At 70.4% G+C, this 22,271-nt stretch carries 19 protein-coding genes; 10 read left to right on the plus strand and 9 right to left on the minus strand.

Annotated features, from left to right (window positions below; translation table 11 throughout):
* Positions 1–65: 65 nt before the first annotated feature.
* From paaA to LC438_RS13470, 6 genes are read left to right on the plus strand one after another with little or no spacing between them, the layout of a single operon-like run.
* Positions 66–1,067: a 1,2-phenylacetyl-CoA epoxidase subunit PaaA gene (paaA, locus tag LC438_RS13445; RefSeq protein ID WP_105676661.1), complete on the plus strand. Its 1,002-nt coding sequence runs from the start codon at positions 66–68 to the stop codon at positions 1,065–1,067.
* Complete coding sequence (gene paaB / locus LC438_RS13450) at positions 1,067–1,372, plus strand: 1,2-phenylacetyl-CoA epoxidase subunit PaaB (protein ID WP_105676660.1); 306 nt, start codon at positions 1,067–1,069, stop codon at positions 1,370–1,372. The genes paaA and paaB overlap by 1 nt, the downstream gene beginning before the upstream one ends.
* Complete coding sequence (gene paaC, locus LC438_RS13455; protein ID WP_223586863.1) at positions 1,369–2,202, plus strand: 1,2-phenylacetyl-CoA epoxidase subunit PaaC; 834 nt, start codon at positions 1,369–1,371, stop codon at positions 2,200–2,202. Before paaB ends, paaC begins: the two co-directional genes overlap by 4 nt.
* Positions 2,196–2,723, plus strand: coding sequence for a 1,2-phenylacetyl-CoA epoxidase subunit PaaD (gene paaD, locus LC438_RS13460; RefSeq protein ID WP_223586864.1), 528 nt, complete (start codon positions 2,196–2,198; stop codon positions 2,721–2,723). The genes paaC and paaD overlap by 7 nt, the downstream gene beginning before the upstream one ends.
* The gene (paaE, locus tag LC438_RS13465) at positions 2,723–3,886 is read left to right on the plus strand and encodes a 1,2-phenylacetyl-CoA epoxidase subunit PaaE (protein ID WP_223586865.1); all 1,164 of its coding nucleotides are present in this window, start codon (positions 2,723–2,725) and stop codon (positions 3,884–3,886) included. The genes paaD and paaE overlap by 1 nt, the downstream gene beginning before the upstream one ends.
* Positions 3,887–3,899: 13 nt before the next feature.
* On the plus strand, positions 3,900–4,670 hold the full coding sequence (locus LC438_RS13470) for an enoyl-CoA hydratase/isomerase family protein (protein WP_105676653.1): 771 nt from the start codon (positions 3,900–3,902) through the stop codon (positions 4,668–4,670).
* Between the two features lie 39 nt (positions 4,671–4,709).
* Here the strand turns inward: LC438_RS13470 and LC438_RS13475 are convergent, their stop codons facing one another.
* Both LC438_RS13475 and LC438_RS13480 read right to left on the minus strand, forming a co-directional pair.
* Positions 4,710–9,497, minus strand: a complete 4,788-nt coding sequence (locus tag LC438_RS13475; protein WP_223586866.1) for a DUF5724 domain-containing protein — start codon at positions 9,495–9,497, stop codon at positions 4,710–4,712.
* Positions 9,498–9,504: 7 nt separating this feature from the next.
* A complete protein-coding gene (locus tag LC438_RS13480; RefSeq protein ID WP_105676650.1) occupies positions 9,505–9,906 on the minus strand; it encodes a hypothetical protein in 402 nt (133 codons plus the stop codon).
* Between the two features lie 87 nt (positions 9,907–9,993).
* Here LC438_RS13480 and LC438_RS13485 point away from each other — a divergent pair, with 87 nt between their 5' ends.
* On the plus strand, positions 9,994–11,517 hold the full coding sequence (locus tag LC438_RS13485; protein WP_223586867.1) for an ATP-dependent DNA ligase: 1,524 nt from the start codon (positions 9,994–9,996) through the stop codon (positions 11,515–11,517).
* Between the two features lie 31 nt (positions 11,518–11,548).
* Here LC438_RS13485 and LC438_RS13490 read toward each other — a convergent pair whose 3' ends face one another.
* Entirely contained in the window at positions 11,549–12,058 is a 510-nt protein-coding gene (locus LC438_RS13490) for a phosphoribosyltransferase (protein WP_223586868.1), read from the minus strand.
* 68 nt (positions 12,059–12,126) lie between these two features.
* Here LC438_RS13490 and LC438_RS13495 point away from each other — a divergent pair, with 68 nt between their 5' ends.
* Complete coding sequence (locus tag LC438_RS13495; RefSeq protein WP_223586869.1) at positions 12,127–12,948, plus strand: class II glutamine amidotransferase; 822 nt, start codon at positions 12,127–12,129, stop codon at positions 12,946–12,948.
* Here the strand turns inward: LC438_RS13495 and LC438_RS13500 are convergent.
* The 3 genes from LC438_RS13500 to LC438_RS13510 are packed head-to-tail and all read right to left on the minus strand — an operon-like array spanning position 12,932 to position 16,364.
* Positions 12,932–13,777 carry a transglutaminase family protein gene (locus tag LC438_RS13500; protein WP_105676645.1) on the minus strand — a complete coding sequence of 282 codons (846 nt, stop codon included), beginning with the start codon at positions 13,775–13,777 and terminating at the stop codon, positions 12,932–12,934. The genes LC438_RS13495 and LC438_RS13500 overlap by 17 nt on opposite strands.
* Entirely contained in the window at positions 13,774–14,700 is a 927-nt protein-coding gene (locus tag LC438_RS13505) for an alpha-E domain-containing protein (RefSeq protein WP_105676644.1), read from the minus strand. Before LC438_RS13505 ends, LC438_RS13500 begins: the two co-directional genes overlap by 4 nt.
* A complete protein-coding gene (locus LC438_RS13510; protein ID WP_223586870.1) occupies positions 14,694–16,364 on the minus strand; it encodes a circularly permuted type 2 ATP-grasp protein in 1,671 nt (556 codons plus the stop codon). Before LC438_RS13510 ends, LC438_RS13505 begins: the two co-directional genes overlap by 7 nt.
* Before the next feature lie 201 nt (positions 16,365–16,565).
* Here LC438_RS13510 and LC438_RS13515 point away from each other — a divergent pair, with 201 nt between their 5' ends.
* Both LC438_RS13515 and LC438_RS13520 read left to right on the plus strand, forming a co-directional pair.
* Complete coding sequence (locus tag LC438_RS13515) at positions 16,566–18,470, plus strand: thiamine pyrophosphate-binding protein (RefSeq protein WP_223586871.1); 1,905 nt, start codon at positions 16,566–16,568, stop codon at positions 18,468–18,470.
* Between the two features lie 101 nt (positions 18,471–18,571).
* Positions 18,572–19,117 (plus strand): hypothetical protein, encoded by a 546-nt coding sequence (locus LC438_RS13520; RefSeq protein WP_146114359.1) that lies wholly within the window; start codon positions 18,572–18,574, stop codon positions 19,115–19,117.
* Positions 19,118–19,429: 312 nt separating this feature from the next.
* Here the strand turns inward: LC438_RS13520 and LC438_RS13525 are convergent, their stop codons facing one another.
* The 3 genes from LC438_RS13525 to LC438_RS13535 all read right to left on the minus strand — a co-directional run bounded on the left by LC438_RS13525 (position 19,430) and on the right by LC438_RS13535 (position 22,265).
* Complete coding sequence (locus LC438_RS13525; protein ID WP_223586872.1) at positions 19,430–19,819, minus strand: VOC family protein; 390 nt, start codon at positions 19,817–19,819, stop codon at positions 19,430–19,432.
* Positions 19,820–20,487: 668 nt separating this feature from the next.
* On the minus strand, positions 20,488–21,102 hold the full coding sequence (locus tag LC438_RS13530; protein WP_223586873.1) for a response regulator transcription factor: 615 nt from the start codon (positions 21,100–21,102) through the stop codon (positions 20,488–20,490).
* Positions 21,099–22,265 (minus strand): sensor histidine kinase, encoded by a 1,167-nt coding sequence (locus LC438_RS13535; protein ID WP_105677408.1) that lies wholly within the window; start codon positions 22,263–22,265, stop codon positions 21,099–21,101. The genes LC438_RS13530 and LC438_RS13535 overlap by 4 nt, the downstream gene beginning before the upstream one ends.
* Positions 22,266–22,271: the final 6 nt, after the last annotated feature.

The raw sequence follows: 22,271 nt of genomic DNA on the forward strand, positions 1-22,271 counted from the left end.
ACGCGCCGTGTCAGAATTACCTAACGAACGGTCAGTAAAGAAGGCCGGACCCTGAGGAGTCGATGATGACCAGCCCCGCAGATCTCTCCCTCGTGAACGAGGAGCTCTCCGACGAGGAGCGCCTGTTCGACGAGCTCATCGCGAACGAGCAGCGCATCGAGCCCCGGGACTGGATGCCCGACGCCTACCGCAAGACGCTGATCCGTCAGATCTCGCAGCACGCGCACTCCGAGATCATCGGCATGCAGCCGGAGGGCAACTGGATCACCCGCGCGCCGAGCCTCAAGCGCAAGGCGATCCTCATGGCGAAGGTGCAGGACGAGGCCGGCCACGGACTCTACCTCTACTCCGCCGCACAAACTCTCGGCATCACCCGCGACGAGATGATGGACCAGCTCATCAGCGGCAGAGCCAAGTACTCGTCGATCTTCAACTACCCCACCCCGACCTGGGCCGACATGGGCGCGATCGGCTGGCTCGTCGACGGCGCCGCGATCTGCAATCAGGTCCCGCTGTGCCGCGCCTCCTACGGTCCGTACGGCCGCGCGATGGTGCGCGTCTGCAAGGAGGAGTCCTTCCACCAGCGGCAGGGTTTCGAGATCCTGCTGACGCTCATGCAGGGCACCGAGGAGCAGCGACAGATGGCGCAGGATGCCGTGAACCGCTGGTACTGGCCCAGCCTGGCGATGTTCGGGCCGCCCGACGACCAGTCGCCCAACTCCGCGCAGTCGATGAAGTGGAAGATCAAGCGCTTCTCCAACGACGAGCTGCGCCAGCGCTTCGTGGGGATGCTCGTGCCGCAGGCCGAGATCCTCGGCATCACCCTGCCCGACCCCGATCTGCGCTGGAACGACGAGACCGGGCAGTACGACATCGGCGAGATCGACTGGGACGAGTTCTTCGAGGTGCTCCGGGGCAACGGCCCCTGCAACGCCGAGCGTCTCGAACGGCGCCGCACGGCGCACGCGGAGGGCGCATGGGTGCGCGAGGCCGCGGCCGAGTACGCGCGCAAGCAGCGTTTCGGCTCGCCTGCGGCTCGCTCGACGACCGGTCGGGGAGCGGCGTGATGGCGACCCCCGGCGCCGATGAGCGCGAGCCCTGGCCGCTCTGGGAGATCTTCGTGCGCGCGAACCGCGGACTCAGCCACGTGCACGTGGGCTCGCTGCATGCTCCGGATGCCGACATGGCGATCCGCAACGCCCGCGACCTCTACACGCGACGCGGTGAGGGCGTGTCGATCTGGGCGGTGCCCGCCGAGGCGATCACGACGAGCGACCCAGACGCGAAGGGCGCGTACTTCGAGAGCCCCGCCGGCAAGAACTACCGCCACGCCGTGTATTACACGGCGTCCGAGGGGGTGCCGCACCTGTGAGCGACGACATCCACGGCGACATCCACGGCGACGTCTCCGTCGACGAGCTCCGGCTGAGCGACGAGCTCGCCGGCACCGGGGCGATCGCGGCATCCGCCGACATCGCCGAGTACGCCCTGTGGCTCGGGGATGACGCGCTGATCCTCTCGCAGCAGCTGGGCGCCTGGATCTCGAACGCCCCCGAGCTGGAGGAGGATGTGGCCCTCGGCAACATCGCCCTCGACTTGCTCGGCCACGCCCGCTCACTGCTGCGCTACGCCGGATCCTTCGACGGCCGCAGCGAAGACGACCTGGCCTACTTCCGCGACGAGCCGGAGTTCCGCTGCGCCTGGATCGTCGAGCAGCCGAACGGCGATTTCGCACAGACCATCGCGAGGCAGTTCATCGTCGCGACCTACATGTTCGAGCTCTACTCCGCGCTGCGCGGAAGCACCGACGAGACCTTCGCCGCGATCGCCGAGAAGGCGCTCAAGGAAGTCGACTACCACCGCGACCACGCCGTGCAGTGGGTGCTGCGTCTGGCCGGTGGCACGGAGGAGTCGCGGACCAGGATCGTCCGCGCGTTCGGCGACGTCTGGCCCTACGTCGAGGAGCTGTTCCGCGACGAGCCCCTGATCGACCGCCTCGGAGACGCCGCGGTGCGTCCGTCGTCGCTGCGCGCCGGTGTCGACGGGGTCATCGACACCGTCTTCGCCGAGGCGGAGCTGTCGACGCCCGCCGTCGCCGCATCGTCTGCCGGCGGTCGGCACGGAGCCCACGCGACCCCGCTCGGCCACCTCCTCGCGGAGATGCAGGTGCTCGCCCGCCGGCACCCGGGGGCGACATGGTGACCGCGGGCGAGGCCCGGTCGCAGGCTCCCTCGCTCGACGACCGGGATCACGACGCGTGGCGGATCGCGGCATCCGTCGCCGACCCGGAGGTGCCGGTGCTCACCATCGAGGACCTCGGCGTGCTGCGTGCCGTCGAGGTCGACAGAGACGCCGTGCGCGTCGACATCACGCCCACCTACAGCGGCTGCCCCGCGATGGACGCGATCCGCGACGACGTGATCCTCGCTCTCACCGCCGCGGGGTACGCGGAGGTCGACGTGCGGCTCGTGCTCTCCCCCGCCTGGACCACGGACTGGATGTCGGATGCCGGCAAGCGGAAGCTGACGGAGTACGGCATCGCCCCGCCCTCCGGCCGCGCCGCCGTGTCGACCGGCCCCATCCGGCTCGCCCTCAGCGTCCGCTGCCCGCGATGCGGGTCGCTGGACACGCGTGAAGTCTCCCGCTTCGGCTCGACCTCCTGCAAGGCGCTGTTCGAGTGCCGTGCGTGCCTCGAGCCCTTCGACCATTTCAAGGTGCACTGATGTCGCTGTTCGCCTCCGCTCACACCGCCCCGGCATCCGCCCCCTCGCGCGGCGTCTCCGGCGAGCGCACGCGCGCTCGCTTTCACACGCTCACGGTGGAGGACGTGCGTCCCCTCACCGACGATGCGGTCGAGGTCACGTTCGCCGTGCCCGCCGAGCTCGCCGACGACTACGACCACCTGCCCGGCCAGTACGTGGCGCTCAGGACGACCCTCGACGGCGTCGAGGTGCGGCGCTCGTACTCGCTGTGCCGCGCGCCGGAGCACAGGGGCGCAGGGCAGCCCACGCGCCTCAGCGTCGCCGTCAAGCGCGACGAGGGCGGGCTGTTCTCGACCTGGGCGCAGACCGGGCTGCATCCGGGGTTCCGCATCGACGTGATGAGCCCGCAGGGGACCTTCACCTCGGGTCTCGACGACCTCGACCAGCGCCATGTCGTCGGCATCGCCGCTGGTTCCGGCATCACGCCGCTCATGGCGCTCGCGCACACCGTGCTCACGCGCTCGGAGACCTCGCGCTTCACGCTGCTCTACACGAACCGGTCGACGCTCGACGTGATGTTCCTGGAGGACCTGGCCGACCTCAAGGACCGCTACCCCACCCGGCTCACGCTGCACCACGTGCTCTCGCGCGAGCAGCGCACGGCGCCGGTGCTCTCCGGCCGCATCGACGAGGAGAAGCTGCGGACGATCCTGCGGGTGCTCATCGATCCGACCGATGTGGACGAGTGGTTCCTGTGCGGCCCGCTGTCTCTCGTCGACCTGTGCCGCGAGGTGCTCGCGGATGTCGGGGTGGCCCGCGAGCACATCCGCTTCGAGCTGTTCACGACGGGCGACGAGCCGCTGCGCACCGCGCGCCCGGTCGAGGTGCGCAAGGGCGAGAAGACGTTCCGCATCGAGGTCAACCTCGACGGCGTCTCTTCGACCGTCGAGAGCCCCGTCGACGCCCACGAGTCCGTGCTGAACGCCGCGCTCCGGGTGCGCCCCGACGCCCCGTTCGCGTGTGCGGGCGGCGTCTGCGGCACGTGCCGCGCGCGGGTCATCGAGGGCAGTGTGACCATGACCGAGAACTACGCCCTGGAGCCGGACGAGCTCGAACGCGGCTACGTCCTCACCTGCCAGTCCCACCCCACGAGCGACCGCGTCGTGGTCGACTACGACGTGTGAAGCGGAGCATCCGATGATCGACCTGAGCATCCACGACGACGTCGCCACCATCGTGCTGAACGCGCCGTCGCGCCTCAACGCGCTCGACGAACAGGCGCTGCACGGCCTGGGCATGGCCTACGACGAGGCGGAGGCCGCAGGTGTGCGCGCCCTCGTGCTCCGCGGCGAGGGCCGGGCGTTCTGCGCCGGCCGCGACATCTCCGGCGTGGATCCGAGGGATGACGACGTCATCGGCTACCTCGACGGCCTCGTGACCCCGCTGCTGCAGCGGATGTCGCGGTTCCCCGCGCCGACCTTCGCCACCGCCCACGGAGCATGCCTCGGTGTGGGACTCGGGCTCCTCATCGCCACCGATGTCGTGTACGTGGCGGAGTCCGCGAAGATCGGCTCGCCGTTCGCTGCCCTCGGCGCCACGCTCGACTCGGGCGGCCACGCGCTCTTCCTCGACCGTCTCGGCGCCCACAAGACGCTCGACCTCATCTACACCGGGCGTCTGATGAGCGGCACGGAGGCGGTGCAGTCCGGCCTCTTCTCCCGGGTGCTCCCCGACGACGAGGTGGCGCAGGCGACGACGGATGCCGCGACCGCCGCGGCCCGTGGAGCCACGGCCGCGTTCCTCGCGAGCAAGCGGCTCGTCGCACGGATCCGCGACGAGCGCCTCGCGCTGTGGGATGCGGTGGGCATCGAGAACGCCGCCCAGGCCGCGCTCTGCGACACCGACGACTACCGCGAGGGCTTCGCGGCGTTCCAGGAGAAGCGAAAGCCGGAGTTCCGCGGCCGCTGACACGACGGGAGGACCGCGGCACCTGTGGGGCCGCGCGACTCAGCGCACAAGCTGGCTCACAATCGTCGGATCCTTGATCTTGTCGTCGCTCGCCAGCATCACCACCTTGGAGACGACCTCGGCGGTGCGAGGGTCGTCGTCGACGAAGGGCAGGAAGACTCGTCCCCTGTGCTGCCCCCCGACCGGGATGATGAACAGGGTGTTCCCGGGGATGCGGTGCACGATCCCCGACCCCAGATGCACGGAGTACACGCCCAGTGCCCCCTTCACCCGGACGTGATGCCCGGAGACCTCGATGTTCTCGAGTCCGAGCAGGAGACAGGTCTCCTCGACGATCCGCCGCCTCGCCTCGATCGTCGACTCTGAACTCTGGGGATCGACGCCGCTCGAGTGGGCGACCGACACCACGAGGTCCAGATCCCGCATGGTCTCGGAGTACACGCGCGGCGGCACGTCGTCCAGCGGGATCGCGCGGTGGCTTCCCGCCGGACCGAACCGCACATCGCTCACCGTTGCGTCTTCGGCTCCCGCTGCTGTGTCCCACCCGTCGTCGACGTTGCAGAACACGTGGATCTTCTCGTTGTGGAAGGTGCGCTCATAGCCGATCCCGTAGTCCCGCAGCCACCCCCTGGCGGTGAACAGCCCGGAGGCGCGACGGGCGTCGATCTGGTGGCCTGCGTAGCGGCGAGACGAGACTCCGCCCTCGCCCTTCTCGTTCTCCGTCGGCACATAGAGTTCGCGGAACACCTGCTTGAACGGCTGCGGCCGGCCCCGCGTCATGACCTCATGCTGCAGGTCGGGCCAGTCTCCACTCGCCAGCAGATCGAGAGGGTGAGCGATCCGCAGTCCGCCGACCGGCTCGAACGCGGTGCCGTCGGCACGAACGAGCTCGTCCCCGGCTCCGCTGAGGAACCCGACGCGTCCCTCGCCGTCGACCAGCACGAGGTCGGCCAGCATCCTGCTGAGCTGCGGATGAGAGGTCAGGAGCGCGATCTCCCCTGCCTCGAACACGTCGCCGAGGACGCAGGCGGCCTCGAGCGAAGACCGCATACGCTGCGCCTGCTTCTTGAGTTCTGCGGCGCGGTTTCGGAGAGCCTCGATGCGCTCGACCTTCCGGCTCGCGGCCGGCACCGACGCGAGGGGCTTCCCGGCGCGGTCCACCGCGATCGTCGGCATCCCCTGCGCGTCGATCGACAGGCTCACCGTCAGGTCTCCGTCTGTGGCGGCGACGGGGCCGTGCAGGAGGTCTGTCGCCGTGCGCGCTTCCATGGCCCAGGTCAGCCGCAGCGGGTCACGATATCCCGCGGAGCGGGCGAGGTTCTCGAGCGCGGTGTGCACAGCTGCGGTCTCGGTGGCGCGACGCTGCGCGCCGTTGGTCTTGCCGGTGCTCACGAACGCGCGCAGCACCTCGTACCGCTGCAGCAGCACCTCGGGCTCGTCGGCGAGCGGTAGCAGCCCATACGCGCGCACGGCATCCTGGTGGCGTTTCTCGTGCATCCGAGCGAGCAGCTCCTCCTCGCCGACGCGGCCTCGGAGGACGTTTGCGAACAGCTCCGCCTGTTTGTGCTCGCCGGCCACCGAGGCGTACTTCGCGGCCTTGAGCACACGGTCGAGGTGATCGTCGCCGAGCTCGGCGTGGAACCGGCGGAACCACTCGGCGTCCGCGCAGCCGCGCTCCCGATCGTCCGACGGCACCGCGGTCCGCCTCGCGATCTCCCGCCCCCGATACGCGCGGATATCTCGGTTGATCTCATGGGTGTCGACCGGAGTGTGCGCGTGGAGCCACCAGACAGCCGAAGCGAACCCCGGCCAGCCCAGGTGCTCCTCGAAGACCTCGGCCCACTGCGGCGAGTACACGGCAGTCTCGATCACCCTGCTCTCGGGGATCTTTGCGGTGGCGAACGCCTTCGCCACGGATTCCGCCGTCTCGTCACTCGCCGGGTGGTGCACGCGGATCAGGTGGGCGAAGACCTCCTCCCTGTCCTCCGCGTACAGGTGTCGCCGCGGAATCGGACGGCGCCCCAGGGCTTTCACCGTCGCGACGAGCGTCTCCGCTCCAGTGACCCTCTGCAACGACATCGCCATCCGGGAGTACTTCGTCATCTGGTCGCCGCGCGGGAGCTCTAGTTCGACGACGGCACGCTGCACGTCATCGACCACGCTCTGCGTGGCGGCGGCGGCCCCGGTGATGCCGCTGAGCCTGGCGAGCGGATTGGTCTCGAGACCACGCAGCTCGCTCTGCCGCAGGGGCCGCACGAACGCCCAGTCGACCAGATCGGCACGGGTCGCGATGCCACGCTCGAACGCGGTGCGCACCACCTCGAGCGGCGGCCGGAACCGGAACGGCTGATCGACCGACACGTCGACCTCGTTGCGATACCAAGGGTCGCTCCACTCGACTTTCGGACCGTCCCATTGGTCGACGGCTCCCTCTGGTTCGTCGACGAAGCGGAGGATGCCCCAGAGTCGGCGGAGCCGTTGGTCGTCGAGGGACGTCGGGTCCAGGTAGCCGGACACGCGGCCGAACATGCCACCCTCGCGGGGGTCGCTGCCGATGCGTCTCCGGTCTTCGCCGAAGCGGACGTTCCTGGGCCCGAGGAACCGGCCGGTCGGCAGTTCTGCGGCCAGGAGCGCCAGCAGATCGATCATCGGGTCCGCCCACGTCGCACGCCGCTCCCTGCGGGCGAGGTGGTCGATCAGAGCGACCCGCAACGATCCCTGTGCATCGCCGCGGTCGCGTCCGATGTCGCCGAGGATCCGCAGGCCCATCGCGTCCTGATCCGCGTTCAGGATGGAGAGCAGAGCCAGCTCCACACCGCCGTCGATCAGGTCGCCGCGCACCCGCTCCCACCAGGGATCGACCAGTTCGGCGAGAGGCATGGTCCCGTCATCGCCCGTGCGGAGCTCGTGCCCCTGCACGTTGGCGAGCAGCTGGACGCCGTGATTCGACTGCACCTCGACGTCGGAGTGCTCGTCCATCCATGCCTCGAAAGACAGCCAGATTCGGCGCGCTCCGGGGTGGTAGCCGTCCCATCGCGACCTCGATGGCGCCTGAGGACGCACGGCCGGCGTGCGCTCCTCGACTCCGAATCGGAGCGCGGCCGGACGATCGGAGAACGCGCCAGCGCTGTCCTGAGGCGCCACGGAGTCGGTCTTCCTCCCGAGTCCTGCCATCTGCGCGAGATCCTCCGCGGCCCGCCGCTGATCCGGCGTACCGGCGCGAAGCCGCTCCACCGACGCGATGACGCCCTCCTGCCCCTGCAGCTGCAGGAGCCGCAGCGCGCACTTTCGGATGTCGTCGGCCTTGCGGGTGAGCGCGCGCTCCAGCTCCCTCGCCTCGTCGTCCGTGATCGACTCGACGGCGAAGCCCCGATGCGCGACGCTCCTCACCTGGGACGACGGGTCGAGAAGGAGCCTGAAGAGGTCGGCCCGATGGCCTTCGAGGTTCTTCGCGTACCTCGCCGCCGCTCCTCGACGCACGTCAGGCGACGCGGTCGCGATGTCGATCTCGTCGGTGTCGGAGTACACCGCGACGACGTCGATGATGTCGGTCTTCTTCAGCGTCACCATGCGCGGCGCCATGATCCCGATGTCGACCGCGAGCGGGGAGGTCAGCCGGCCGCTGCGCTCACGCAGTCCACGGGCCGCGGCGGCCGTCAACGTGCACTCCCGGTGCGCTGCGGCGTGGTGCGCGGGCCAGGCGGCGAGCGCCACCGCGAACACCGCCGGGTCGTCGTCTTCGAGGCCGCGGGCCAGCGCGTCGACGATCGACGGGTGCCCGAGCCTGACCAGCATCCGCGACGCAGCGAGCCGCAGCCCCGCATCGTCGTCGTCCATGAGTTCCGCCGCCGCACCGATCGCCACGCCGATGTCGCGCACCGCGAGGGTCCACAGACCGAGATAGGCCTCGATGCGACTCCCCGCGCGGAGGTCGTCGGACGTCGGCGGAGTGCGCAGGAATCGGACGATCGTCGCGACGGCCGCGTCTGCGCGCACCGCATCGCGCACGGTCAGCTCCTCGTCGACCCACCGCGACAGCGCGCGGATCGAGCTCGAGAAGCGGATGAGCCCCTCGTCGGCCACGGTGCCGAGCACACGTTCGATCGCTCCGGGGTGCGCGACGTCGAGCGCGTCGAGGATCGTCTGCCGAAGGCCCTCCGCACGTCCGGCGTCGAGCAGCTGGCCGACCACGAGGTCCCAGGCGCCGGCGTCGTCTGCCGCGAGCAGGGCGACGTAGGCATGAGCCGATGGACCGGCGACCGCATGCGATCCCGAGATGCCCTCGACGAGGATGCGGCGGACTGCGGCGTTGCCCGCGTCGACAGCGGATGCGACGAAGTCTCCGAGTCGCGGATGCTCGGGGAGGTGCAGCAGCCAGGTCGCGTGCCACTCGATCGGCTGCGGATAGTGGGTGACATGACGGATCAGCGAGACGAGTCTCTCCCACCTCGATGGCAGGGTGAACCGGAGGTCCGTGGAACGATACGGTGCGCTACTCCAGGACCCCTGCACGTAGGGCCGTGATCGCGACCACACCCACCAGGACGAGAGCTCGGCGCCGACCGACGGACACAGCGCCTTGAGCGCCTTCGTGCGCGCACGGTCGTCGAGCGCGTCGACCTCGTCTGCGAGGACCCGCGCCGTGGCCCGCACCGCCTCTGCTGCTTCGGGGTCGTGGGCCCCGCTGCTGACGTTCAGGTGGTCGGCGATGCGGCGGGCGAGACGCGGAGCGCCCCATCCGTGCACGTCGACCGGGCGCGGCACGCCCTCCTTGTCGCACGAGCAGAACCTGCTCAGTTCCTCGGTCGCCTGCTCGGCAGTCAGCACGGTGCTCCTATCCGGTGAGCGCGACGAGCCGCACGAGCCGGAGGCGCGAGTGCGGCTCGACCACGATGATGTCGTCGAGTGCGTGGATCCGGACGTCGTCGAGGAAGACGAAGTACAGCTCGTCGTCGAAGGCCTCCACGGCACGGGCATAGGCCCCGTCGATGACGGGGGACGCCGGGAGCGCACGCGGCTCGTGGCCGTAGCGTCCTGTCTCCACACCCTTGACGAGGTCTGCGGGAGTGAGGATCTGCAGGGTCGCTGAGCGCTCCCGATGGGCGACGTAGAGACCCACCTCGTGCTCGACGAGGAAGCGCAACAGCGATCTCAGGGAGTGCTCGCCGCTGATTCCAAGGAGCGTGACGGGCTCGCCGAACGCTCCTCGGCCCGGCGCGGTGCTCTCGACGATCATGGAGCCAGTCTGGCATGGGGCTCCGACAGCGGATGCGCAGGTCGATCCCGCTGGTCGGATGTCGGAGGCCGGTGCCAGACTGCAGTGATGAAGCTCGCGGACGTCGTCGACAAGACCCGGACGATCTCAGCCACGCGGTCGCGGCTCGCGAAGATCGACACGCTCGCCGCGCTTCTCGCCGAGACAGAAGCGGAGGAGCTCCCGGTTCTCGTCGGCCTGCTGCTCGCCGCACCGCGACAGGGACGACTGGGGGTCGGCTGGCGAGGGATCGTCACGCTCGAGGTCACGCACGCGGCGGCATCCACGCTCACCATCTTGGAGGTCGACGGTGCGCTCGATGCGCTCGCGAGCGCCTCCGGCCCCGGATCCGCAACCGCGCGCAACGAGCTTCTCACGGCTCTCGCCGCCCGGGCCACGCCCGACGAGTGGGACTTCCTCGCCCGCTCCATGCTCGGCGAGCTGCGCACCGGCGCACTCGCGGGCGTCCTGCTCGACGCGATCGCTCGGGCATCCGACCGCCCTCCCGCCGCCGTCCGCCGCGCGGCGATGCTGTCGGGCGACCTCGGCGTCACCGCGGTGATCGCCCTCACCGGCACCCCCGACGAGCTCGACGACGTCGGTCTCGTCGTGGGCCGCCCCGTGCTGCCGATGCTGGCCTCGACCGCCGCGACGCCGACGGCGGCGCTGGAGCTGACGGGAGAGTCGTCGGTCGAGTACAAGCTCGACGGCGCGCGCATCCAAGTGCATCGGCACGGAGACGAGGTCGGCGTGTTCACGCGCAGTCTCGCCGACATCACTCACCGCGTGCCCGAGATCGTGGAGATCGTGCGCGGCCTCCCGGCGCACGACCTCATCCTCGACGGCGAGACCCTGGCGCTCGATGAAGACGGAGGCCCGCGCCCGTTCCAGGAGACCATGTCGCGGTTCGGCGCCGAGGCCTCGCGCGATCTCGCGCTGCGACCCTGGTTCTTCGACCTGCTCCACGTCGACGGACGCGACCTCATCGACGAGCCGCTCTCGGTGCGACTGGCCGAACTCGATCGGGTCGCCGAACGCTGGCGGATGCCCGGCATCGTCACGGGCGACGCCGACGCCGCAGAGCGGCTCTCCCGCGATGCTCTCGCCGCCGGCCACGAGGGCGTCGTGGTCAAGAGCATCGACTCGCCCTACGCCGCCGGCCGGCGCGGGAAGTCCTGGGTCAAGGTCAAGCCGGTGCTCACGTACGACCTCGTGGTGCTCGCCGCCGAATGGGGGTCGGGGCGCCGCCGCGGCTGGCTGTCGAACCTGCACCTCGGCGCACGCGATCCCGACGGGGAGTTCGGCGAGCCAGGGGGCTTCGTGATGGTCGGCAAGACCTTCAAAGGACTCACCGACGAACTGCTCCGCTGGCAGACGGAGACCTTCCCGCAGCACGAGGAGAGGCGCACGGCATCCGCTGTCTTCCTGCGCCCCGAACTGGTCGTCGAGATCGCGATCGACGGCGTGCAGCGCTCACCGCGGTATCCGGGCGGCCTCGCCCTGCGCTTCGCGCGCGTCAAGGGCTACCGACCTGATAAGACCCCCGAGGGCGCCGACACGATCCAGACCCTGCGCGCTCTGCTGCGCGGGTGAGTCCCGCGCAGTCTGAGCGCGACGTCCCACGTCAGGCGGAGGGAGCGAGCCCCAGGTCCTCTTCGCGCACCGTGCCCTGGAACGACCACGGGAAGTTGATCCAGAGATCGGTGTCCTTCCAGGCGTAGTCGGGCTGGATGATCGTCGACGGCTTCGTGTAGATGGTGACGGAGCGCACGTCGGCGCCCTTCTCCTTCAGCAGCTCGACGGCGAGCGCGAGGGTGCGTCCGGAGTCGGCGACATCGTCGACGAGGAGCACGCGACGTCCGTCGAGGTAGGCCATGTCGAGCTCTGGGGGCAGCACCTCCGGAGCGTCGAGCACCGTGCCGATACCCGTGTAGAACTCGACGTTGATCGCGCCGCAGTTCTTCGCGCCGAGCCCGTACGCGATCGCGCCGGCCGGGAGCAGCCCGCCCCGAGCGATCGCCACGACGACCTCCGGCTCGAAGCCGCTGTCGAGGATCTTGCGCGCGAGGTCGCGCGTCGCGGATCCGAAGCCGTCCCAGGTGAGCGTCTCGCGCTCGTTCGATGCATCAGTCACCGGTACATTCTCGCTCATGCACGGGCGTCACGCCGCCGGGTCGGAGGATGCGCTACAAACGAAGGACCATGTGCCGCCTCTTCGCCTTCGTCTCCCCCACCCCGTCGTCGGTGCGCCGCGAGCTCGGCGACACCGGTATGGAGCGCCTGATCTCCCTCGCCCGCCTGCACGGAGACGGCTGGGGCTGGGCCGGGGTCGAGCGCCGGGGCGAGGCGCCCGGGGTGCGCAAGTCCGCTCTCTCGGCGGTCTCCGACCCCGATTTCGAGGATGCGGCGACCACGATGGCCCGCGCTGCGATGGTGCACCTGCGGTGGGCGACAGCGGGCATCGAGATCGCCGACCGCAACGCTCACCCTTTCCTCCGCGGCGCCGTGGCCTTCGAGCACAACGGCTCGCTGAAGCCGATCGAGAGCGCCCGCGCCCTGCTCTCCCCCGAGAGCCTCGCCGAGATGACCGGGGAGACCGACAGCGAGATGTACTTCGCCCTCATCCGCGAACGGCTCGCGCTCGGCATCCCGCTCTCCGCGGCGACGGCCGATGCGGCCCGCATGCTGCGCGAGGTCTTCCCTCTCGCGAGTCTCAATGCGATCATGCTCGACCGGGAGCAGATGGTCGTAGTGCGCGCGAGCGCACGCAGCGTGCTCTCCGACGACGACCTCGACGAGATCGCGCAGCATCCGCTGCTGCCCGAGGAGCACAACGAGGACTACTTCGCTCTGCGTTGGACGCGCACGGACGACGGCACCCTGCTGATCGGCTCCACGGGGGTCTCCGGGTACGACTGGGAGGCTCTGCCGCCCGAGTCGGTCACGACGATCCGCCTCGACGACCTCACCGCATCGACGGTGCTCCTGCACCGCGCCGAGTCGGACGTCACTCGAGCCGGGTGATCTCGACGGAGACGAAGAGCTCCGAGGCGCTCGGCCCCGCGTAGACCCCGCGCAGCGGAGCCACGTCGCCGTAGTCGCGACCGTGCCCCACGTACACGTGAGACTCCCCGATCTCGACGAGGTTGGTCGGGTCGTATCCGCGCCACCGTCCCGAGTACCACTCCACCCAGGCGTGCGACTCGCCGATCACCGGCTGCCCGATCCCCGCTGAGGGGTCGGGGTGCAGGTACCCGGACACGTACCGCGCGGGGATGCCGGCCGCTCGCAGCACCCCGAGTGCGACGTGGGCGATGTCCTGGCACACCCCCGAACGCGTCGGCCAGGCGTCGCGCGCCGTGGAGGTCACCCCGGTCACCCCTCGCCGGTACTCCATCGCCTCCCCGACCGTCCGGCAGATCTCGAAGGCCGTCTCGTCGACGTCGCCGCCCTCCGCCTCGATGCGCAGGGCCAGGTCGCGCATCTCGTCATCGGGTTCGGTCGCCGGCGTCTGCGCCACGCACTCGGCGAGCGCGAGCGACAGCGGGATGCGGGCGGACAGCTCGTCCCAGTCGATCGAGGCCGCCGCAGCCGGAGCGGGCCGCACGTCGACGACGCTCGTCGCGGTGACCGACAGCAGCTGGTGAGGCGTGAGCACCTCGAACGTGGAGACCCTCGTGTCCCAGTAGTCCGCGTAGGAGTGCTGGGTGGCGGTCGGCGTGATCTCCAGGTTCGCCTGCAGCACGAACTGCCCGTCGCGCGAATGCGGGAGCATCCGCGCCTCGTTGTACGACGCGGTGGCCGGCTTCTCGTAACGGAACCCGGTCCTGTGCACGATCCGCAGCCGGCTCACAGCGCTTCTCCGATCCACACCGGCATCGCGATCGACGGGAAGTAGCGCTCCCTGATCGCGTCGCTCGCCATCGACATCCCCACCTGCACCTCTTCCATGCTCTCCGACAGGCGATGCACGATGTCGCCGATCGGCCGGTACTCCAGCTCCGACCGCATCCGTCCGAGCACGCGGTGCGCGCGGTCGGGTGCTCCGAACGCGCCGGCCGGGTCGATGCCGCGCAGACAGTCCTCGGCCTGCAGGATGCTCGACAGCACCGAACGGGGGAACAGCCGATCCACCAGCAGGAACTCGAGGGCGGACGCCGCGGTCGGCATCGCCCTGTGACTCCGGAGGTGCGCCTCGTACGCCCCGCAGCTGCGCAGCAGGGTCGTCCAGCTGGGTCCGGCGGCGTCCGTGAGCGACCGGGTGGCGAGGAGCCGTGCGGTCATGTCGGCGCGTTCGATCGACCGTCCGAGCACGAAGAAGTGCCAGGCCTCGTCGCGGCTGGTCGAGGAGTCCACCACCCCGAACGCGAGGGCGGAGCGGTCGCGCACCCAGCGGAAGAACGGGTGGGTCTTGTCGGAGGCGATGCGACGCGGCATCCGCGCGTTGGACTCGTTGAGCGTCTCCCACAGGTCGGTGGAGATGATCTCCCTGGCGCGCCGCGCGTTCTCCCGAGCGGAGGCGATCGAGTGCGCGATGGATGCGGTGTGCTCCCTGTCGAGGGCGAGCAGGCGCACGACGTCGTCGCGGCTCAGCACGACGTCCGGCTCGGCGCTGGTGCCCATGACCGACAGGAGCGCACGGCACGCCGTGTCCTCCTCGACCCAGGGGTCCTCCAGCAGCAGCTGCAGGTGCACGTCCAGGATGCGCGCGGTGCCGTCGGCGCGCTCGACGTAGCGGCCGATCCAGAACAGCGCCTCGGCGATGCGGCTCAGCACGACGCACCTCCCTGCTGTTGCTGCTGCTGTTGCTGCTGCTGGTGGTGCCGCGCCTCGACGTCCTCGTCCTGCGGGGACGAGAGGAACGGAGGGTGCGGGTCCTCTCGGGGAGGCGCGACCACGGCGATCGCTCCGGTGGCGAGCGAGACCTCGTCGGATGCCGGGTCGGGTGCCCCGGCGAGAGTCGTCGGCCCGGTGAACAGCGAGGGGTCGAGCACCCACGTGTCCTTCGAGCCGCCGCCCTGACTGGAGTTCACCACGAGCTGCCCCTCCGGCAGGGCGACCCTCGTCAGTCCGCCGGGGAGCACCCACACGTCGTCGCCGTCGTTCACCGCGAAGGGGCGCAGATCGACGTGCCGCGGACGGAACCCGTCTTCGACGAGCGTCGGGATCGTGGAGAGCTGCACCACCGGCTGGGCGATCCACCCGCGGGGGTCCGCGAGGAGGGTGCGGCGCAGCTCCTCCAGCGTGGCGCGGGAGGCATCAGGCCCGACGACGAGCCCCTTGCCCCCTGACCCGTCGACCGGCTTCACCACGAGCTCGTCGAGCCGATCCAGCACCTCCTCCAGGGCGGCGGGCTCCTCCAGCCGCCAGGTGTCGACGTTGGGGATGATGGGGTCCTCACCCAGGTAGTACCGGATCAGGGCCGGGACGTACGTGTAGACGAGCTTGTCGTCGGCGACGCCGTTGCCCACCGCGTTCGCGATGGTGACGGTGCCGAGCCGCGACGCCAGCATGAGCCCCGGGGCGCCGAGCACCGAATCGGGGCGGAAGTGCTGCGGATCGAGGTACTCGTCATCCACACGCCGGTAGATGACGTCGACACGCGTGGGGCCTGCGGTCGTGTGCATCCAGACCCGTCCGCCAGAGCAGAAGAGGTCACGCCCCTCGACGAGCTCGACGCCCATCATCCGCGCGAGAAGGGTGTGCTCGTAGTAGGCCGAGTTGTGCACTCCCGGGGTCAGCACCACGACGTTCGGGTGATCGACGCCCTCGGGCGCGGCCGCACGCAGCGCCTGCAGCAGGCGCCCCGGGTAGTCGACGACGGGCCGCACGCGGAGGCTGGTGAACAGCTCGGGCAGGGTCTGCGCCATGACCCGCCGGTTCGCGAGGACGTAGCTGACGCCGCTCGGCACGCGGACGTTGTCCTCGAGCACCCTCCACGCCCCGGCCTCATCGCGGATGACGTCGATCCCGGCGACGTGGATGCGCACGCCGTTCGCCCCGACGATGCCCGCCGCCTGACGGTGAAAGTGCGAGGAGGAGCTGACGAGGGATGCCGGGATGACCCCGTCCTGCACGGCGAGCTGCGGGCCGTAGACGTCGGCGAGGAACGCCTCCAGCGCCCTGACCCGCTGCTTCACACCGGATTCGACGTAGAGCCAGTCGTCCGCCGCGACCACGCGCGGCACCACGTCGAGCGGGAACGGGCGCTCCTCCCCCGCGAAGTCGAAGGTCACGCCCTGCGCGAGGTAGCTGCTGGCGAGCGCATCCGTGCGCGCCCGCAACTCGCTGTCATCCATACCGGCCAGAGCCGGGTACAGATCCCGATAGGGGCCGCGCACCTCTCCGTCCGGCGCAGCCGAGAACATCTCGTCCCAGGGTCCAGGCCCGGTCCGCACCGCGCTCCGTCGTGAGGTGTATCCGTTGAACAGCGACTCCATGACCGCATGCTTCCGCGTCGCGGTTTCCGCGATGTTACGGTCGCGAGACGGCGCCGAGTCGGGCCCTCTCGCGCTAGAATCGACGGGTCCGGCTCTGACGAGGCCGGTGCCTGAAAAAGAGGCACGAAGCACCCCGCATCGCAGCGGGGGCGAGACACATACGGAACAGCATCCTCCGTCCCTGTCTCGAAAGGCTTTCGCATGCCCACCGTCTCCGCGCACGTCGCCCTCACCCTCGCCCAGCACATCGACGCCGTCTTCGGCGTGATGGGCAACGGCAACGCCTACTTCCTCGACGCCATCGAGACCCAGACGGATGCCGTCTTCACAGCCGTCCGCCACGAGCAAGGCGCCGTCGTGGCCGCCGACGCGCACTTCCGCGCCTCGGGGCGCATCGCCGCCGGCACCTCGACGTACGGCGCCGGCTTCACCAACACGCTGACCGCTCTGGCTGAGGCCGTGCAGGCGCACGTGCCGCTCGTGCTCGTCGTCGGCGACGAGCCCACCTCCGGCCCTCGTCCGTGGGACGTCGACCAGATCGCGCTCGCCTCTGCCGTTGGCGCCCGCACCTATACGGTCGGACGGGCGGATGCCGCCGCCACCACCGTCATCGCGATCGAGCACGCCCTGACCTACCGCGTGCCCGTGGTGCTCGCGATCCCCTACGACGTCGCCGCCCTCGAGGCCGGCGATGTGCCGCCGGCACCGTCTCCGCGCATCCCCGCGCCGCTCGCTCCGCGCGGGGAGTTCGCCGAGGGGATGCTCGATGAGATCGCGCACGCCCTGCGCGGCGCCGAGCGCCCGTTCCTGCTCGCGGGGCGCGGCGCCTGGCTGGCCGGCGCCGGTTCAGCGCTCGGCGAGCTCGCCGCCCTCACCGGAGCGCTGACCGCCTCGTCGGCGCTCGGCCGCGGCGTCTTCCCCGAGACGCAGTACGACCTGGGCGTGACCGGCGGCTTCGGCGCCGACGGAGCCATGGAGCTCGTCCGCACCGCCGACGTCGCCGTGGTCTTCGGCGCGTCGCTGAACCAGTTCACGATGCGCTTCGGCGAGCTGTTCGCGCCCGGAACCCGCGTCTTCCAGATCGACACCGCCCCCGCGGCCACCCACCCGCACGTCGGCGGCTTCGTGCGGGCCGACGCCCGCGTCGCGGCGGAGGAGCTCGTGACGCGCGTGGCCGCGGCATCCGCCACGTCTGCCGAGCACAGCGTCGGAGAAGAGGCCGCCGGGCCTGCCGGGCCTGCCGGGCCTGCCGGGCCTGCCGGGCACAGCGTCGGAGAAGAGGACGCCGTGCCTGCCGAGCACAGCGTCGGAGCAGAGGCAGGACAGGCCTGGCGAGCCCTCGATGCGCGCGGCGTGTCAGTGCCGGCATCCGAAGCCATGCCCGGTGTTGCATCCGAAGCCGCGCCCAGCGCCGCATCCGAAGCCGTGCCTGGTGTCGTGCCCGCCCGTCCCTGGCGGGAGACGGTCGACGTGGCCGGCTCGCGCGCATACGAGACCGGCGACGACCTCGCCCCGGACGGACGGCTCGACCCCCGCTCGGCGGCACGACGCATCGCCGAGCTGCTGCCGGAGGACCGCGTGGTCGTGTCCGACGGCGGCCACTTCATCGGATGGGCGAACATGTACTGGCCTGTCGCTGCTCCCGACCGCATGATGATGGTCGGCACCGCCTTCCAGTCGATCGGTCAGGGCTGGCCGAGCGTCGTCGGCGCCGCGCTCGCGCGCCGGGAATCGACCGTCGTGCTCACGAGCGGTGACGGCGGTGGCCTCATGGCGATCGCCGACCTCGAGTCCGCTGTGCGCGCGGCGGCCGGACGGGGCATCGCCGTGATCTGGAACGATGCCGCCTACGGCGCCGAGGTGAACCTCTACGGGCTGAAGGGCCTCGCCGAGGGGCCGATGCGCATCCCGGAGGTCGACTTCGCGGCGTTCGGCGCGGCCGTCGGCGCCGAGGGCGTCGTGGTGCGCACCCTCGCCGACCTCGACCGTCTCGGCGAGTGGGCGCGGGAGGATGCGGCCAGCCGCCGCTTCCTGCTCCTCGACCTGCGGATCTCGGGCGACGTCATCGCGCCGTACCAGCAGGAGATCATCCGCGTGAACTCCTGAGGTCGCCGACTCAGGTCGCGTTCCGCATGGTGATCATCCGTGAACTCCCGAGGTCGCCGACGCAGGTCGCGGTCCGCATGGTGAGATGAAGCATGCGCTACGTGTTCCGCCCCAGCGTCCTGAGCACGCTCATCACCACGATGAAGGCGATCGAGGTCCGCACGGAGACCGGCGCCCTCGTCGGGACGATCAGCCGAGGCACGATCAACGGAGCCGAGACGGCAGGGACGTTCTGTTTCGAGCCGGAGGGCGCGACGCCGACGACAGTGGGGATCGGCAGCTTCAGCCGGTCCTGGCTCAAGCGGCTCGTACGTCCTGACTACCTGGTGCGCCGAGACGATCGCGAGGACCGGCTGAGCGACCGGCTCGGCGAGAACCTGCTCTACTTCGCGGTGGACGGAAGGATCGACGGCCGCGACTACCTCGCCCGACAGGACTGGGACGACTCGGTCGAGGTCAAGGTCGATGGCGCCCTCGCCGCACGCTGGAACATCGACGACCTGAGCGGAACGGTCACGATCGACGCAGATCCGGAGGGCATGATCGCGGACCCGGCCTCCACGCTCTTCGCCGTGACCGTGCTCCTGCCCTTCATGCAGATGATCCACTCCGATGAGTCCGAGCTGCTCGAGTCAATTCTCGACTGAGATCGACGCGCGGTTGAGTCGGTCCTCGGTTGAGTCGGTCCTCGACTGAGCTCCATCCTCGACTGAGCTCCATCCTCGACTGAGGTCGGCCTTCGACTGAGGTCGGCCTTCGACTGAGGTCGGCCTTCGACTGAGGTCGAGCCTCGGCTTCGATCCATCATCGACCGAATCGGCCCTCGACTGAGGTCGAGCCTCGGCTGAGTCGGTCGGATGACCTCTGCGGTCCGAAACTGCTCACTAGACCGCAGAGGTCAACCGGTTCGAGCGCCCCTTCAACAGGGGACGAACCGCATCGGGCCGACGCGGCTGCTCTCAGGCCTGCTGGTTCGCCGCCGCGTAGTCGGGCAGCTCCTGCAGGGTCCACGTGTTGCCGTCGGGGTCGTCGAACCAGACGAAGCGACCCCAGCCGAGGTCTTCGACGCCGCGCGTCGTGACGCCGACGGCTTCGAGCTGCGCCTTCGCCTCGTCGGCGTTCGGGACGACCACCTGGATCGTCTTCTGCTGCCCCGGCTCGAGCGGGATGTCGAGACCGGTGCCGAAGGCGATCGAGCAGGCCGACCCCGGAGGGGTCATCTGCACGAACCGAAGCCCCTCGTAGGGCACCTGATCGTGGTCGGGATTGAAGCCGATCTTCGTGTAGAAGTCCTTCGCGCGGTCGACATCGGTCACCGGCACGAAGATGAGCTCGATCTTCCAGGTCATCGCACACACCCTCCATCGCGGGCATCTCCCGCTGCGACCAAGGTACGCGGAGCCTCCGACATAGCGACACCCCCTTCCGCGCGCCTCCACTGACCGTACATCCGACGCCGCATCGCCCCTCCGGCGCCTTCTCAGCCCTCGACAGCTCACCCTCTCAGGCTGCGGCGCAAGACCCTCTGACCGCATCCCCTCAGCCCCTCAGTCCCTCAGCGCCCCGGTCGCAGGCCGCGCCCGCCCCGAGATCCTGACGCCGCCCCCAGATCCGGACACACCAGCCGACTGCATCCGTAACTCGGTCGATCCTCCGGACTTCAGCCACCCGCGCCACACCGCTGCAACACAGCTTCTCCGCCATGCCCCGCTCACCCCCTCAGACCTCAAGCCGCGCCCGCCCCGAGATCCGCACGCCGCCCCCAAATCCGGACACACCAGCCGACAGCATCCGGATCTCGGCCGATCGTCCGGACTTCAGCCGCCAAGGCGAACGACCCACCGGACGTCGACCGATCGGGCAACCCCCTCAGCCCCGGCCGGCTCCCTGCCCCGAGAACCGGACGACGCCCCGAGATCCGCACAACTGACCTGCATCCATCCGGGTCTCGGTCGATCTTCCGGATCTCAGCCGTCCGACGCGGGCCGGACCCGCCCCTGACCCACCCGACGCGGGCTCAGAGCCATCCCTTGTCGAGAGCGATCCGCACGGCCTGCGCCCTGTTCGCAGCCCCGGTCTTGCCGATCGCCGCGGAGAGGTGGTTGCGCACGGTCCCCGCCGAGAGGAAGACCTCCGCGGCGATCGCGGCGGCCGATCTGCCGTCTGCGGCGAGACGCAGCACCTGCCGCTCCCGCTCACTGAGCGGGTTCGCTCCGTCGAACAGGCTCTCCTCGGCGAGGGCCGGGTCCAGCACGCGCATGCCTGCGTGCACGCGGCGCACAGCATCCGCCAGCTTCTCCGCCGGGCTGTCCTTGACGATGAAGCCGCTGGCACCCGCGTCCAGAGCCGAGCGCAGGTACCCTGGCCTGGCGAAGGTCGTGACGATGAGCACGCGGGTGCCGGGATGGGCCGCGCGCAGCAGTCGGGTGGTCTCGATGCCGTCCATGCCCGGCATCTGGATGTCCATGAGGCACACGTCCGGCGCGGTCTCGGCCGCCAGGCGCACCGCCGTCGCTCCGTCGGCCGCGAGCCCGACGACCTCCAGATCGGGCTCCAGGTCGAGCAGGGCCCCGAGCGCTCCCCGCACGAGCGCCTGATCGTCGGCGATCAGCAGTCGGATGCCGTCGGTCACCAGGTCACCTCCACGCTCGTGCCGCCGGACTCCCCCGCGCCGAAGGCGAACGAGGCCCCGGCCGCTGCCGCCCGCTCCCGCATGCCGCGGACGCCGTTGCCCTCGCGCGAACCGGGCCCGGCGCCGTCGTCGACGATCCTGAGCCGCCCTGGCGCGATCTGCACGTCGACCCGCGTGGCGCCGGCGTGCCGCAGCGTGTTCGTCGTCGCCTCCCGGAGTATCCACGCAGCGGTCAGCGCCTGCGCGGCGGAGAGCGCCCCCGGCGTCCCGTCGACGGCGAGCACGACGTCGGCCGACCGCAGCGCGTCGCGGCTGGATGCCAGCTGCTCGGTCAGCGTCGTCGCGCGCGCTCCGGAGACCGTGGCACGCACCCCGGCGATCGCCTCCGCGGTGAGCGCCTCGATGTCGGCGAGCTCGGCCTTCGCCCGCTCGGGGTCGGTGTCGATCAGACGCCTGACCAGCTGGGCCTTCAGCCCGACGACGGTGAGCGAGTGCCCGATCAGGTCGTGCACGTCGCGGGCGACCGCCTCCCGCCCCTCGCTCGTGGCGAGCTCGAGCCCCAGCCTCTCCGCCTCGTTCGAGCGCAGGATCAGCCAGGTGGACACGGTGTTCACGACCCCCAGCAGCACGATGATCGCGAGCACCGTGAGGAAGTCCAGCCCGCCGGGCAGGAGGAACACGCACAGGGCGGTGATCGTGACGGACGCCGCGAACGTGATCCAGTGCCAGACGCGGGTGAGCCCGTACGAGGCGAAGGACATGATGAACGGGAGGAAGCTGAGCGCCGATCCGCCCTCCGCGGGGATCGACACCAGGGCGCAGACGATCAGGAGCCCGAAGGTGACCCACTGCCGCGGAGCGACCGGGCGCCCCAGGCCGCCCCCGCCGCGCATGCCGTACATGAAGCCGACGACGTACAGCACGATGAAGGCGACCAGGGCGGCCCAGCCGACCACCACCCAGGCGATCGGCGCCTCGGAGCGGAGCAGCGACAGGACGGGGTAGATCAGGAAGATGAGCCAGACGACGGCCATCAGCCAGCCGAATCGTGCCCAGGGATCCGCCGGATGCGCGGACCCCGCCCCCGAGCCGGATGCCGCCCATGCCGCGGGCGGAGCACCTGCTGCGGCGAGCGCCGCCGCGTCGTCTCGCTGATCGGTCATGGAACC

Origin of the sequence: Microbacterium sp. OVT16B, assembly GCF_019969705.1 — a bacterium.
Lineage (GTDB): Bacteria > Actinomycetota > Actinomycetes > Actinomycetales > Microbacteriaceae > Microbacterium > Microbacterium natoriense.

Excerpts from the sequence above, each read along its gene's own strand:
- paaA (WP_105676661.1), top strand. The coding sequence starts at position 66 with ATGACCAGCCCCGCAGATCTCTCCCTCGTGAACGAGGAGCTCTCCGAC.
- paaB (WP_105676660.1), top strand. The coding sequence starts at position 1,067 with ATGGCGACCCCCGGCGCCGATGAGCGCGAGCCCTGGCCGCTCTGGGAG.
- paaD (WP_223586864.1), top strand. The coding sequence starts at position 2,196 with ATGGTGACCGCGGGCGAGGCCCGGTCGCAGGCTCCCTCGCTCGACGAC.
- paaE (WP_223586865.1), top strand. The coding sequence starts at position 2,723 with ATGTCGCTGTTCGCCTCCGCTCACACCGCCCCGGCATCCGCCCCCTCG.
- LC438_RS13470 (WP_105676653.1), top strand. The coding sequence starts at position 3,900 with ATGATCGACCTGAGCATCCACGACGACGTCGCCACCATCGTGCTGAAC.
- LC438_RS13480 (WP_105676650.1), bottom strand. The coding sequence starts at position 9,906 with ATGATCGTCGAGAGCACCGCGCCGGGCCGAGGAGCGTTCGGCGAGCCC.
- LC438_RS13485 (WP_223586867.1), top strand. The coding sequence starts at position 9,994 with ATGAAGCTCGCGGACGTCGTCGACAAGACCCGGACGATCTCAGCCACG.
- LC438_RS13495 (WP_223586869.1), top strand. The coding sequence starts at position 12,127 with ATGTGCCGCCTCTTCGCCTTCGTCTCCCCCACCCCGTCGTCGGTGCGC.
- LC438_RS13510 (WP_223586870.1), bottom strand. The coding sequence starts at position 16,364 with ATGGAGTCGCTGTTCAACGGATACACCTCACGACGGAGCGCGGTGCGG.
- LC438_RS13515 (WP_223586871.1), top strand. The coding sequence starts at position 16,566 with ATGCCCACCGTCTCCGCGCACGTCGCCCTCACCCTCGCCCAGCACATC.
- LC438_RS13525 (WP_223586872.1), bottom strand. The coding sequence starts at position 19,819 with ATGACCTGGAAGATCGAGCTCATCTTCGTGCCGGTGACCGATGTCGAC.
- LC438_RS13535 (WP_105677408.1), bottom strand. The coding sequence starts at position 22,265 with ATGACCGATCAGCGAGACGACGCGGCGGCGCTCGCCGCAGCAGGTGCT.